Raw genomic sequence first — 14,077 nt, 5'->3', positions numbered from 1 at the left:
CCGACGAGGAGGATCGTGTTCTCCCGCTCCAAGGCCGTCCTGTCCTGGGCGCTCGTCGTCCTCACCACGGCCGGGTCCGCCCTCCTGCTCACCTGGCTGCGGGTGCCCGCGGCGCTGCTGTTCGCGGGAGTCCTGGGCGGACTGGCGGCGTCGCTCACCGGCCGCCGCGAACCGCGGCCCACCCGGTTCGCGGGCGCGGTGGCCCAAGGCGTGCTCGGCGCCTCGATCGGCGCGATGGCCAACCGGACGATGCTGGCCGAGGTGGCGGGGCACTGGCTCCCGATCCTCGTCGTGGTGACCACCACGCTGGTCGTCAGCATCGGCGTCGGCCAGGTCCTGCGCCTCCTGCCGACGGTCTCCGGCCGCACCGCGGTGTTCTCGTCGGTGGCCGGGGGAGCGGTCGGGTTCATCACCGGCGCGCGCGAGGCGGGCGCCGACGAGCACGTCGTGATGGTCGTCCAGTACCTGCGCGTGCTGCTCATCCTCGTGTCCATGCCCGCCGTGGTGCTGTGGCTCGACCCCGGCACGCGGGCGGTCGGCGACCAGGTGTCCGCGAGCCCGGCGAAGACCGCGCTGTTCGGCGTCCTCGCCGTGGCCGCCGGTCTGCTGCTGACCCGGCTGCTGCCCTTCGCCGGGGCGGGGCTGGTCTGGCCCATGCTCGCGGCGTTCGGGCTGGCGTCGAGCGGCCTGTTCGAGCACCCCTCGGTACCCGCCCCGGCGCTCGGCGTCGTGTTCCTGGTGATCGGCCTCCAGGTCGGGTTCTCCCTGTCGGTGGCCAAGATCCGCGCCGTGGTGAAGGTGCTCCCGCTGGCCGGGGTGCAGATCGTGGCGACCGTCGCGGGCTGCGCGCTGATCGGGTACGCCGTCAGCCGCGTCACGACCATGAGCGCCTACGACGCCTACCTGGCGTCCACGCCGGGCGGCCTGTCGGCGGTGCTCGGGCTGTCGCTGGCGACCGACTCCAACACGCCGCTGGTGATGGCCTTCCAGGTCACCCGGCTGATGGTCTCGCTGCTCCTGCTGCCGCTGTTCGCCTCGGTCGGCCGCCGCGACACCTGACCGCCTCCCCGGTGGCGCGAGGACGACGGCCCGGCGGCGGGATTCCGCCACCGGGCCGTCCACGTCGATCCGCGAGGGTGGTGCGGTCAGTCGAACAGATCGGGCTCGGTGCGGGAGATCTGGTCGAACAGCGGCTGGAACTGGAACCAGCCCGCCAGCTCGTACCCGACCTGCCCGTGGGTCAGCTTCGCGCTCTCCGGGCTGATCAGCCCGGTGTTCCCCGCGGCCTTCGCGACCAGCTGCGCCTGCGCCGAGCGCTCCATGGTGATGAACCACCACGCCGCCGAGTCCACGGTGGACCCGACCGTGAGCAGCCCGTGGTTGCGCAGGATCACCGCCTTGTTCGAGCCGAGCGCGGCGGCCAGCTTGCGGCCCTCCTCCGTGTCGTTGACCACGCCCGTGTAGTCCTCGAACACCGAGTGGTCGTCGTAGAACGCGCACGCGTCCTGGGTCAGCGGCTCCAGGACCTGGTCGGTGGACGACAGGGCCTTGCCGTAGAGGGAGTGGCTGTGCGCCGCGCCCACCGCGTCCGGACGGGCCTTGTGCACCTCGGAGTGGATGGCGAACGCGGCCCGGTTGACGTGGTACCGGCCCCGCACCACGTTGCCGTCGTGGTCGACCAGCAGCAGGTCGCTCACCTTGACGTGCTTGAACGACATGCCGAACGGGTTGACCCAGAAGTGGTCGGGGAACTCGGGGTCGCGCGCGGTGATGTGCCCCGCCACGCCCTCCTCGAACCCGAACCGGCCGAACAGCCGCAACGCGCCCGCCAGCCGTTCCTTGCGGTGGCGGCGCTCCCGCGCCGGGTCGTCGAACTCCGGGGGACGGCGCAGGACCAGCTCCTCCGGTGGGATCGGCTTGAGGTCGTCGAGGGTCAGCGGCTCCCGGTCAGTGCTCATCGGGTCGTGTCCTTCCGAGGTGCGGAGGTGTCCGGTGTGGACGGTGGGGTCGGTGGGTCACCAGTGGCCGATCGCGTCGAGCACGAGATCGGTGAACTCCTTGGTGGAGGCCGTGCCGCCCAGGTCGCGGGTGCGGACCGGCGTCGTGGCGAGGACGTGGGTGAAGGACCCGTACACCTCGGCGGCGGCCTCGGGGTGGCCCAGGTGGTCGAGCATCATCGAGGCGCACCAGATCGCGCCGAGCGGGTTGGCCACGCCCTGCCCCGCGATGTCCGGCGCGGAGCCGTGCACCGGCTCGAACATCGACGGGAAGTCCCGCTCCGGGTTCAGGTTCGCCGCGGGCGCGATGCCGATGCCGCCCGCCACGGCCGCCGCGAGGTCGCTGAGGATGTCGCCGAACAGGTTCGACGCCACGATCACGTCGAAGCGGCCGGGATCCAGCACGATCTTCGCGACGAGCGCGTCGATGTGCTCCTGCCGCCACGCCACACCGGGGTGGCGGGTGGCCCGCTCGGCGACGAGCTCGTCCCAGAACGGCATGGTGTGCACGATGCCGTTGGACTTGGTGGCCGAGACCAGGTCCTTGCCGCGGCGGCCCGCGAGGGTGAACGCGTACTCCAGGACGCGCTCGACGCCCGGCCGGGTGAACACCGCCTCCTGGATCGCCATCTCGTCCGGGAAGCCCCGGTTGAGCCGCCCGCCGACCTCGGAGTACTCGCCCTCCACGTTCTCCCGGACGACCACGAAGTCCACGTCCGGCGCGTTGGCCAGCGGTCCGGGCACACCGTCGAGGATCCTGATCGGGCGGAGGTTGACGTACTGGCGGAACCGCCTGCGGACGGGGATCAGCAGCCCCCACAGCGACACGTGGTCGGGGGTGCCCGGCCAGCCGACGGCGCCGAGCAGGATCGCGTCGTGGTGCCGGATCCGGTCCAGGCCGTCGGCGGGCATCATCGCGCCCTCGGCGGCGTACCGCTCGCAGGACCAGTCGAACGGGTCGTAGTCGAAGCCGATCCCGTGCCGGGCGCCGACGGCGTCGAGCACCGCGCACGCCGGGGGCAGCACCTCCCGGCCGATGCCGTCTCCGGGGACGAGGGCGATCCGGTAGCGCTTGGTCATGCCCACCATTGAACGACCGAGGACGGGTGGGCGTCCAAGACCGAACCGTGGGCCGATCGATAGGCTCAGCCTCTCAGTCCCGTGCGACCTCCAGGAACGCCGCGGCCGCCGGGGTGGGCCGCGTCCCGGGCACCACCAGGGCCACGTGCAGGCTCTCGTCGACCGCCAGCGGCCGCACCACCAGCCCCGCCGCCTCGGCCAGCGGCCGCCACGAGTCCGCCACCACCGCCACCCCGACCCCCGCCAGCACCAGCGGCAGCAGCGCCTCCCGCTGCTCCACCCGCACCACGACCCGGCAGTCGGTCGCGGCCAGCACCGCGTCCGCCGCCCGCCGCATCCCCGTCCCCGGCTGCCCCACCACCAGCCCGAGCCCCCGCAGCTCCTCCGGCCGCACCGGCTCGGTGCCCGCGGGAAGGTCGTCCGGGGTCCGCGCGACCAGCACGAACCGCTGCACCTCCAGCGGCACCACCCGCAGCCCGGTCTCCCGCAACGGCCCGTTCGGCACCGCGACCACCCCGACCTCGGCCACCCCGTCCCGGACCGCCCCGCACACGTCCTCCGGCCGCGCGGCCGTCGTCACCCCGACCTCCACACCGGGGTGGCGGCTCAGGAACCCGCCGATCAGCCCCGCCAACGGGCTCACCGCCTGCGACGGCATCGACGAGATCGACAACCGCCCGCCCCGCAGCCCGTCCACGGCCCGCACGGTCGCCTTCGCCACGTCCAACGACCGCACGAGCTCCCGCGCGGGCCCCACCAACGCCTGCCCCGCCGCGTTCAGCACCAACCGGCGGCCGGTCCGGTGGAACAGCTCGCACCCCAGCTCCCGCTCCAGCTTCCGCAAGGCCTGCGACACCGACGGCTGCGCCACGTGCAGCCGCACCGCCGCCTGGTGCACGCTGTCCGCGTCGACCACCGCGAGGAAGTACCGCATCTGCCGGACGTCCATCCACGCTCCCGTGAGGCACCAGGGTCTATAACCAAAAACTATCAGCAGCCGATCGCCGTCGGCGGAGCGTGAGCGGGCCGGTACCGCCCGTGCGCGCTCCTGACCTCGAACGGGTGCGCCGCGGCGCAGGTGAGGCGGACTGTCGGTGGGCGCGGGTAGCGTCTCGCGCCGTGAACGCTCGGGAACGCATCCAGGAACTCGCCGACCGGATCGTCGTGCTGCGCGACGCCTACTACCGCGGCTCGCCGTTGGTGGCCGACGCCGAGTACGACGTGGTCGAGGACGAGCTGCGCGGGCTCGTCGAGGCGAACCCGGAGCTGGCGCCGGATCCGAACCCGTTGGAGCAGGTGGGGGCGCCGGGGGTGCTGCACGCGCCGGTCCGGCACTCGCGGCCGATGCTGTCGCTGGAGAAGGCGACCAGGCCGGAGCAGGTGACGGCGTTCTTCGACCGGTTCCCCGGCCAGCCGGTGGTGGTGATGCCGAAGCTGGACGGGCTGTCGCTGGCGCTGGTGTACGAGAACGGGCGTCTGTCCCGTGCGGTGACGCGCGGGGACGGGACGACCGGGGACGACGTGACCCCGCTGGTCAAGGCCCTGACCGACGGGGTGCCCGCGCGGGTGGACGCGCCCGGCCGGGTGGAGGTGCGCGGCGAGGCGGTGATGCTGCGGTCGACGTTCGCCGCCTACAACGCCGCGCACCCGGACAAGCCGCTGATCAACCCGCGCAACGCGGCCGCGGGCACGCTGCGCGCCAAGGACCCGGCCACGGTGGCGGAGCGGCGGCTGCAGTTCTTCGCCTTCGACCTGGACACCGACCCCGACGCCGCCGAGACCGACCTGGACGGCGCGCTGCGCACGCTCGGGTTCGCCGCGGCGGACATGCGGCACTGCGCCACCGCGGAGGCCGCGCAGGAGGTGATCGGGACGATCGAGGGGCAGCGCAACGACCTCGACTACGACCTGGACGGCGCCGTGCTCCGGCTGGCCGACCGCAGCGCGTACGCCGCCGCGGGCACCCGTTCCAGCTCGCCGCGCGGGGCGTTGGCGTTCAAGTTCGCGGCCGAGGAGAAGACCACGGTGCTGGCCGACGTGGTCTGGGACGTGGGCAAGACCGGCAAGATCGCCCCGGTCGCGTGGCTGGAGCCGGTGTTCGTGGGCGGCACGACGGTCACCCGCGCCACCCTGGCCAACCAGGAGGTCATCCGCGCCCGCGGCATCCGGATCGGCGACACGGTGCTGGTGCGCCGCGCGGGTGACGTGATCCCGTTCGTGGCGGGTGTGCTGGACGCCTCCAAGCGCACGGGGGAGGAGCGGGAGATCGTGCCGCCCAGCGAGTGCCCGTCGTGCGCGCAGCCGCTGACCGAGCAGGGCAACAGCCGGGAGCTGTTCTGCACCAACGTGGCCTGCCCCGCGCAGACCGTGCGCAGGCTCATCCACTGGGCCTCCCGCGCGGCGGCGGACATCGACGCGATCGGCGGGGTGTGGATCGAGCGGCTGGCCGAGGCCGGGATCCTGGAGCACCCCTCGGACTTCTACTCGCTGACCAAGGACCAGCTGCTGGAGTTCGACCGCATCGGCGAGGTCTCGGCCGCGCGGATGGTCGAGTCGATCGACACCAGCCGCCGGGTCGGTCTGCGCCGCGCGCTGATCGGCCTGGCGATCCCGATGGCCTCGGAGGGCACGGCGACCCGGCTGTGCCGCGCGGGCTTCGGCTCGCTGGAGCAGGTGGCCGACTCCGCCGTGGACGACCTGGTGGCCGTCGAGGACATCGGCCCGAAGGTCGCCGCCTCGCTGGTCGAGCACCTCACCCGGCTGCGCCCCGAGCTGGAACGGCTGCGCGAGCGCGGTGTGTCGCTGGACGTGCGCGAGGAGGACCTCCCGCCGGTCGTCGCGGCGGGTGCCCCGCTGGCGGGCAAGACGGTGGTGGTCACCGGCGCGATCAGCGACCCGCGCTCCGGCGAGAAGGTCGCCCGGCCGACGTTCCAACGCCTGTGCGAGAAAGCGGGCGCGACCACGGCGTCGTCGGTGTCGGCGAACACGGACCTGCTCATCACCGGGGCGGACGTCGGCGCGAGCAAGCTGACCAAGGCGGAGAAGCTCGGCGTCGAGGTCGTCGACCAGGGCGTGGTCTGGCAGCAGCTGATCGCGGCGGGCATCGCCTAGACCGGCGCGGACGCCCGTCCGAGAGAACTCCCGACCGTCCTGTCGAATCCGGGGCCTCCCGTTCGACGCGCTGGTGGGAACACCCCGACACCGGATCCAAGGAGACCCCAGATGCGCTCGCTCATCGTCACCGAGTTCCTGTCCCTCGACGGCGTCGTCGACTCGCCGGGTGGTGGCGCCCACCCGCACGCGGGCTGGACGTTCAAGGACGTCGAGTTCGACATGGCGGCGTACGAGATCAAGGGCCGGGAGCAGCAGGAGGCCTCCGCGATGCTGATCGGCCGGGTCAGCTACGACGAGTTCGCCCCCGTCTGGCCGAAGATGGAGGAGTTCGCCGAGTACAACGCGATGCCGAAGTACGTCGTGTCCTCCACCCTCACCGACCCGGAGTGGAACAACACCACCGTCCTGCGCTCGCTCGACGAGGTCGCCGAGCTGAAGAAGGCCGACGGCGGCCCGATCCTCGTGCACGGCAGCCCTACCCTCGCCAGGGGCCTGGCCGCCGCGGGCCTGGTCGACCGCTACCACCTGCTGACCTTCCCCGTCGTGCTGGGCGGCGGCAAGCGGCTGTTCGCCACGGACGGCGCGGAGAAGCAGAAGCTGAAGCTGGTCGAGCACGCCGCGTTCGGCAACGGCGTCCAGCTCTCGGTCTTCGACGTCGAGGGCTGAGGACCCGGCCGGTCGCCCAGCTCCGGCTGGACGACCGGCCGGGCGGTCACCGGGCTACGACCAGTCGCCGGTGAGCACCGGCGACGTGTAGGTCTTGACGACGGTGTTGGTGTCGGTGTCGGTCAAGGTGAGGACGGCGACGACCTCGTCCGGGCCCTCGTCCTCGTTGAGCCAGGCACCGGGCACGGCGCGGTCGAAGTCGCCGCCGAGCCCGAACTCGTCGCTCGCCACCAGCAGGGTCGTCGGGAGGGCGAAGAGGAACTCGCCGGGCCGCCCGTTGTCCCACCCGCGGATCCACACGGTGAACGGGTCGCCCACGTCGTCGATGAACTCCTGGGCCTCCGCCCCGCTCATGTAGGCGTCGATGCCGACGTGGATGGCGAAGGTGTTGTTGCCGAGCCCGTTGATCGCCAGGCACACGTTGGCGTCCTTCGCGCCCGAGCACACCTGGGCGGCCGAGGCCGTGCCCGCCGTCGCGCCGATGGCGCCGACGATCATCGCGATGGCCAGCAGGGCCCGCAGCACTCGGCGCTTGGCGCTGCCTCGCCGGGTCCGCTCCACCCCGGTCATCAGGTCGATGGTCATGCCGTCTCCTCCTGTACGCGCACTCCGGAACCGTCCCCGACGCGAAGCTCGTGACCTGTTCGGGAGACGGGCACCACGGCGGCGCGGCGTCGTGGGACACCCACCGTCGCAGGAGCCGTCGACAACCCGTCGACAGTCGACCGACACCTCCACGACCGCCGGCCGTCCCGCTGCGGGGGGACGACCGGCGGTCGTGTCGTCGGCTTACGGCCAGTTGCCGACGAGCTGGTTCGACACGAAGTTCTTCGTGACGGTGTTGGTGTCGGTGTCGGTCAGCGTGACCACCGCGACGATCTCGTCCGTCCCGCTGTCCTCGTTGAGCGACGTGGCGGGCACGACGAGCTCGAAGTCGCCGCTGAGGCCGGACTCGTCGCTCGCGCCGATGGCGGTCATCGGGAGGCTGAACAGGAACTCGTTGGGACCGTTGTCGTTGCCGCGGATCCAGACGGTGAACGGGTCGCCCGCGTCGTCGATGTACTCCTGGGCGTCCGCCCGGCTGATGTGCACGTCGATGCCCACGTGCACGCGGAAGTTGCCGTTGCCGACCCCGTCGATCCACAGGCACAGGTTGGCGTCGGTCGCGCCGGTGCAGGTCTGCGCCGCCGACGCGGTGCCCGCCGTCGTGCCGACGGCGCCGACGACCATCGAGAGGGCGACCAGGGACTGGAGCAGGCGGTGCTTGGCGCGACGGCGCGGGGGCTCGGCGACGACGGTCGGATCGGTGGTCATGTCGATCTCCTCCTGGACGTGCACTCCGTTGCGTCCCCCGTGGCGGGCTCACCACCCGCCAGGGCGACAGGCGCCGCGGCCGTGCGGCGCCGTGGGATTCACCGTGGCAGGGGCCGTCGACAACCCGTCGACAGTTGATCGACACCGCTGACCAGGGCCGCGGCGACATGTCCGGTCCGTCCTCGTGGACAGACGTATCTGGAGATCATGAGGCTTGCTCATGTCAGTGACGGGCTAGGTCGACGGCGGTGCGGGCGGTGGTGGGTTTTGGTGGAGCCGGAACGCGGACGGTGGACCCTCGGGGTCCTCGGGCCCCTGCAGGCCGCTGTGGACGGTCGGGTGGTCGCGGAGCTGGGCGGGCCGCGGCTGCGGGTGGTGCTGGCACTGCTGGGGGCCAACACCGGTCGCCCGGTGAGCGTGGTGGCGCTGGTGGAGGCGTTGTGGGGTGAGCACGCCCCGTCGGACGCGGCTCGCACGACGCGCACGTACGTGTCCCGGCTGCGCCGCACGCTGCTGCGCGCCGACGAGGGCGCCGACGACCTGATCGAGACGCGCCCGCCGGGGTACGCGCTGCGGTGGGACCCGGACACCGTGGACTCGGTGCGGTTCGAACGGCTGGCCGTCGCCGGACGACAGGCCCTCGACGCCGGGCTGCCCACGGTCGCCACCGACCGGCTGACCGCCGCGCTGGGGATGTGGCGCGGCGAGGCCTACGGCGAGTTCGCCCACGTCACCGCTCTTCAGGCCGAGGGCGAACGGCTCGAACGGCTGCGGCTGACCGCCGTGCAGGACCGGATCGACGCGGACCTGGCGACCGGGATGGGCGAGGCGCTGATCGCCGAGCTGGAGGGCCTGATCGGTCGGCACCCCGCCCACGAGAGGCTGTGGGGCCAGCTGATGACGGCGCTCTACCGGGCCGGGCGGCAGGCCGACGCGCTGAAGGCGTTCCGCCGGGCCCGCGAGGTCCTGGCCGAGGAGGCGGGCCTGGAGCCGTCGCCGGGACTGATCGAGATCCAGCGGCGGGTGCTGGCCCAGGACGCCCGGCTGCTGCCCGACCACACGCCAGCGCCCGCCGTCGCTCCGGCCACCCGGCCCGCGCAGCTCCCGCCCGCCGTGCGCACGTTCGCGGGCCGCGACCGCGAGCTGGCCGACCTGGACGCCGTCCTGCCGGCGGCGTCCGGGCCCGCGGGCGTGGTGGTGGTGTCCGGGACCGCCGGTGTCGGCAAGACCGCGCTGGCCGTGCACTGGGCGCACCGGGTGGCGGACCGGTTCCCGGACGGGCAGTTCTACGTGGACCTGCGCGGCTTCGACCCGGCCGGTGCGTCGGCGCTGCACCCGTCGGACGCGTTGCGCGGGTTCCTGGAAGCGCTCGGCGTCCCGGTGGCCGGCCTCCCGGTCGAGCAGGACGGGCTGTCCGGCCGGTACCGCAGCGCGCTGGCGGGCAAGCGGGTGCTGGTGGTGCTGGACAACGCGGGCGACGTCGGACAGGTCCGCCCGCTGCTGCCGGGGTCGCCCGGCTGCCTGGTGGTCGTGACCAGCCGCCACGAGCTCACCCCGCTGGTCGCCGTCGAGGGCGCGCACCCGCTCTTCCTGGACCTGCTGCCCGCGGCGGAGGCGCGGGACCTGCTGGCCCGCAGGCTCGGCCGGGACCGGGTGGTGGGGGAGCCCGCCGCGGTCGAGGCGATCATCGCGGGCTGTGCGCGGCTGCCGCTGGCGCTGGCCGTCGTCGCCGCCAGGGCCGCGTCACGTCCGGCGTTCCGGCTCGCCGCCGTGGCCGCCCAGCTGCGCGACGCCGCGGGCGTGCTGGACGCCCTGCGCGGCGGTGACCGCACCACCGACGTCCGGGCCGTGTTCTCCTGGTCCTACCGCGCGTTGAGCCCGTCGGCCGCCCGGCTGTTCCGCCTGCTGGGCCTGCACCCCGGCCCCGACGTCGGGACCGCGGCCGCGGCCAGCCTCGCGGGCGTCGCGGAACGGCGGGCGCGCGAGCAGCTGGACGAGCTGGCCACGGCCAACCTGCTCACCGAGCACGCGCCGGGCCGGTACACCTCGCACGACCTGCTGCGCGCCTACGCCACCGAGCTCGTCGACGCCGACGACCGGCCGACCGCGGCCCTGCACCGGCTGCTGGAGCACTACCTGCACACCGCCCGCACCGCGGCCCTGCTGCTGCACCCGCACCGCGTCCGCCCGCTCACCCAGGGCCCGCCGGGCCCCGGTGTCACCACGGTCCGCCTCACCGACGTCGGACGGGCGCTGGCCTGGTTCACCGCCGAGCACCCCGTGCTGCTGACCGCCGTCGACCAGGCCGTGGCGGGCGGATCCGACACCCACGCCTACCAGCTGGCGTGGTCCCTCGCGACGTACCTGGAACGGCAGGGCCACTGGCACGACCTCGCCGCCACCCAGCACACCGCCGTGGGCGCGGCGCGCAGGCTGGGCGACCGGGCGGCCGAGGCGCACGCCCGCGGCAGCCTCGCGGGCGCCGACGTGCGGCTCGGCCGGTTCCCCGACGCCCACACCCACCTGCGGTACGCGCTCGACCTGTTCGCCCTCCTCGGCGACCGCGCGGGCCAGGCCCACACCCACCTCGACCTCGGCTGGACGTTCGAACGCCAAGCCCGCCACACCCACGCCCTCCACCACGCCGAACACGCCCTGGAGTTGTTCCGGGCGACCGGCGACCGCGACGGCGAGGCCAGGGCGCTCAACCAGGTCGGCTGGTGCCACGCCCAGCTCGACGACCACCAGCAAGCCCTCACCCGCTGCCGCCAAGCCCTCGCCCTGCACCAGGAGCTCGGCGACCGCGCGGGCGAGGCCCACACCTGGGACAGCCTCGGCTACGCCTACCACCACCTCGGCTCCCACACCCGCGCCACCCACTGCTACCACCGCGCCCTCGACCTGTTCCGCGTCCTGGGTGACCGCTACAACGAGGCGGGCACCCTCACCCACCTCGGCGACATCCACGCCGACGCGGGCGACCACGCCACCGCCCACACCACCTGGCACCTCGCCCTGTCCATCCTCGGCGAACTGGACCGCCCCACCACCACCCCCGTCACCCAGCTCCCCATCCGTCACACCGCAACGCCCCAACCCGCGTTCGTCGACCCACCGGCGTGCTGAGGGGGCGTCAGGGCCGGGTCGACACGGAGTCGACGGAGAAGCAGGTGTCCGCCGCGATCGCGGCGATGACGACCTCGGTGGCCGGATCGCCACCGCTCGACGCACGCAGCAGCTCCCACTGGCCCTGCTTGCCGCTGCTGCCCCGGAGCGAGGTGGAGCCGCCGTCGCCGATGCCGACCCCGACCCGTCCGCGTTCGACGTACACCCAGACCTCGACCACCGCTTCGGTCGGCCCGACACCGACCTTGGTGGCGAAGTACTGGAAGACCTCGTTGGAGGGCTGCGTCGTGCACAGGCGGAGCATCTGGCCACCACCGGGCCCGGTACTGGGAACCAGTTCGGTGGTCGTGGTGCCGCCGTTGGAGTTGTTGTAGACCGCCCAGTCGGCCGCCGCCGACTTGCCACCCGCGGGCTTGCCCGGCGCACCACCGGTCACCGAGGTGGGCCCGGTACCGGACGGCTCGTCGAACCCGGCGTTCCTGACCAGACCCGTCCCTCCATCGGGGACGGTCTGCCCGGCGGTGGGGTCGGCGCCGGACGCGACCGTGTCCGGTGCCGGGACGCCGACTTCGGCGGACGGCACGTCGGACGGAGCCTGTGCGCCACTGGAGGCGGTGGCACTCGCCGAACCCGTCGAGCTGGACGGGATCGCCGCTCCGGGGAGGAGCGGGAGCGACGCGTTCCTGGTTCCCGTCACGGCGTTCGTCGTCGGGGCCGCGTCGGTCTGGGAGTCGGCGGACTGCGACCCGAGCACGGCCGCGCCGCAGACCGCGAGCGCGGCCGTCCCGAGCGCGGCGGCGCGGACCAGTACCGGCGTGCCCTGGACGACGCTGGTGATGTTCACCATCGCGGGTGATCCCGAGAAGCGCGCCGCGGCGTTGGCCATCAGGTGGCGCAGGTGCTCGCCCGCGCCGCCGGAACCGGCCTCGGCGACATCGGTGACGCCCTGCGCCTCGGGAACGGCGGACGGGTCGCGTGCACCGTCCACGACGGTGCCGACACCGTTCTCGGCGCTCATGGCGGCGGCGGAGGTGAGCCTGAGCGCCTCTTCCAGCTGCCGGTCGGCGGCCCTCCGAATGGCCAGCGCTTTCCGGAAGTACAGCTCGTCCGCGCTGGAACCGCCTTGCCGGGCCGCGAGGAGCCCCAGCCTGAGCACGCGGTCACCGCGGTCCCACCACAGCGACGGCAGCAGCCTGGCCGACGTGATGCGCGCGAGGTGGACCGCGCTCCGGTGCTCGTGCTCCTCCAGCATCCGGCGCAGCACGCCCTCGACCACGGCCAGCTCCGCGACGACCTGCCCTGACGTCGCCTCCTCGGCGATCCACCCGGTGATCTGGTCGAACAGGACCGTCACGTCCTCGTCTTCCAACGGGGACACCACGCCCGCCACGTTGTGCGCCACCCGGTAGCGCCCGGCTTCGTGCAGGACCAGCCTGCGGTCCACGAGCTCGGTCGCGCCGTCGAGTGCCGGTTCCGCGGTCGTGCGGAGCAGTTCCTCGCCCCAGGACAGCTCCGGGAAGACCAGCAGGGTGCGCAACAGGGCTGAGGCGGGTTCTCCCGCCGTGGCCAGCAATCGGGGGACGATGAAATGCGCTCCGTCGGCGCCGTGGTGCTCGGACAACGCGTTTCGAGGTGCTGCGCGGACGGCGGCACCGATCTGCACGAGTTCGGTGGGGTTGCCGTCGCAGCGGACCCGTATCCGCTCCACCTGCAGCTGTTCCTCGTCCGTGAGGCGCCTTCCCAGCTCGTTCTTCATCAGTTTCCCGGCAGCTTTCGCCGAAAGGCCGCCAAGCGGCAACGGCCTCGACAAAGGGGAGAGCACGGCAGTGCGGGAGGAGATGACGAAGACGCTCTCCGGCATCGCGTCGAGCAGGACGCCCAGCTGGGTGGGTGACCAGTCGACGCCGTCGAGCACCACCAGGGCGTGGAGCGTGCCGAGGAAGCGCAGGGCGGCGGCGCTCTTGGCGTTGGTGCACCGCAAGGCCAGGTCCCGGAGGACTTCTTTCGGGTTCGCGCCCTGCACGGTGGGCCACAGCAGACCGGCGCAGTCCGGGACCGCGTCGGCCGACAGCACCCGTTCGACAGCCGCGTGCTGGAGGAAGGACGTCTTGCCGATTCCGGCTGGTCCGCAGATCAGCACGTGGTGCCGGGAAGCCAGCCTCTCCCGCAGCTCGGCGAGCTGACCACGCCTGCCCACCAGGGTCCCGCGCTGGGCCCATCGCGCGGTCCGGGGCAGAGGACGGATCTCCAGCGGTTCGCGGGACGTCAACAGCCTGTGCACGTTGTCGGCCAGCGCGCGGAGAACACCCTGGTTGCTGACTTTGACGTTCATGACCGCTGCCTGGATGGCGGTGCCCGTGATGTGCTCGATGTGGTTGGACACCGAACCCGAGGTGTGCTTTTCGTCGAACGGCGTTTCCGACACCGTGTCTCTCCTGTGAGAAGCGGAGGAACGTGGAGATCTCCCCTTGGTGGTCCCCGACATCGGCGGAAGAATACCCACAGGACAAGTGCGGATGTGTGCTTTGTGCGATAACCATATTTTTGCGGAAATGGTGACGCCGGTTGTGCGTCTCGGTGTCGAAAATGGTGCTTTGCGGCGTTTTGTTGCTGTTGTGCGTGAGGAAGACCAGGGGGTACCGGTTTCCTCCGGGCGCGTGACTTCTGTTGGTCGACGTCGAGGCCCTGGGCGCGGCGGTGCCGCGCGAGGTCCCTGGCGTGTGGTGGCAGCGCGTCCACCGGGATCCCGAGCTGGAGCGGATCGAGCCCGGTCAGATGAT

At 72.8% G+C, this 14,077-nt stretch carries 10 protein-coding genes; 4 read left to right on the top strand and 6 right to left on the bottom strand.

Annotated elements, in window-relative coordinates:
- The first annotated feature begins 15 nt into the window (after window positions 1-15).
- A complete protein-coding gene (locus CLV43_RS07845) occupies window positions 16-1,059 on the top strand; it encodes an AbrB family transcriptional regulator (RefSeq protein ID WP_170155736.1) in 1,044 nt (347 codons plus the stop codon).
- Between the two features lie 86 nt (window positions 1,060-1,145).
- Here CLV43_RS07845 and CLV43_RS07840 read toward each other — a convergent pair whose 3' ends face one another.
- The 3 genes from CLV43_RS07840 to CLV43_RS07830 form a co-directional block, all read right to left on the bottom strand.
- Window positions 1,146-1,958, bottom strand: coding sequence for a class II aldolase/adducin family protein (locus CLV43_RS07840; protein ID WP_106186377.1), 813 nt, complete (start codon window positions 1,956-1,958; stop codon window positions 1,146-1,148).
- A gap of 57 nt (window positions 1,959-2,015) precedes the next feature.
- Window positions 2,016-3,086, bottom strand: coding sequence for a tartrate dehydrogenase (locus tag CLV43_RS07835; RefSeq protein ID WP_425445732.1), 1,071 nt, complete (start codon window positions 3,084-3,086; stop codon window positions 2,016-2,018).
- Between the two features lie 64 nt (window positions 3,087-3,150).
- Window positions 3,151-4,026 (bottom strand): LysR family transcriptional regulator, encoded by an 876-nt coding sequence (locus CLV43_RS07830; RefSeq protein WP_106186376.1) that lies wholly within the window; start codon window positions 4,024-4,026, stop codon window positions 3,151-3,153.
- A gap of 170 nt (window positions 4,027-4,196) precedes the next feature.
- Here CLV43_RS07830 and ligA point away from each other — a divergent pair, with 170 nt between their 5' ends.
- Window positions 4,197-6,188 (top strand): NAD-dependent DNA ligase LigA, encoded by a 1,992-nt coding sequence (ligA, locus tag CLV43_RS07825; protein WP_106186375.1) that lies wholly within the window; start codon window positions 4,197-4,199, stop codon window positions 6,186-6,188.
- A 111-nt stretch (window positions 6,189-6,299) separates the two neighbouring features.
- A complete protein-coding gene (locus tag CLV43_RS07820) occupies window positions 6,300-6,857 on the top strand; it encodes a dihydrofolate reductase family protein (RefSeq protein WP_106186374.1) in 558 nt (185 codons plus the stop codon).
- Between the two features lie 54 nt (window positions 6,858-6,911).
- Here CLV43_RS07820 and CLV43_RS07815 read toward each other — a convergent pair whose 3' ends face one another.
- Window positions 6,912-7,442 (bottom strand): hypothetical protein, encoded by a 531-nt coding sequence (locus CLV43_RS07815; protein WP_106186373.1) that lies wholly within the window; start codon window positions 7,440-7,442, stop codon window positions 6,912-6,914.
- A gap of 204 nt (window positions 7,443-7,646) precedes the next feature.
- Window positions 7,647-8,171, bottom strand: coding sequence for a hypothetical protein (locus CLV43_RS07810; protein ID WP_146174682.1), 525 nt, complete (start codon window positions 8,169-8,171; stop codon window positions 7,647-7,649).
- Window positions 8,172-8,441: 270 nt separating this feature from the next.
- Here CLV43_RS07810 and CLV43_RS07805 point away from each other — a divergent pair, with 270 nt between their 5' ends.
- The gene (locus CLV43_RS07805; protein WP_170155735.1) at window positions 8,442-11,297 is read left to right on the top strand and encodes an AfsR/SARP family transcriptional regulator; all 2,856 of its coding nucleotides are present in this window, start codon (window positions 8,442-8,444) and stop codon (window positions 11,295-11,297) included.
- Window positions 11,298-11,304: 7 nt separating this feature from the next.
- Here CLV43_RS07805 and CLV43_RS07800 read toward each other — a convergent pair whose 3' ends face one another.
- Complete coding sequence (locus CLV43_RS07800) at window positions 11,305-13,722, bottom strand: ATP-binding protein (protein ID WP_106186370.1); 2,418 nt, start codon at window positions 13,720-13,722, stop codon at window positions 11,305-11,307.
- Between the last annotated feature and the right edge of the window lie 355 nt (window positions 13,723-14,077).

Source organism: Umezawaea tangerina (assembly GCF_003002815.1).
Taxonomy (GTDB): Bacteria; Actinomycetota; Actinomycetes; order Mycobacteriales; family Pseudonocardiaceae; genus Umezawaea; species Umezawaea tangerina.
This window is presented reverse-complemented; position numbering and strand designations above follow the sequence as displayed.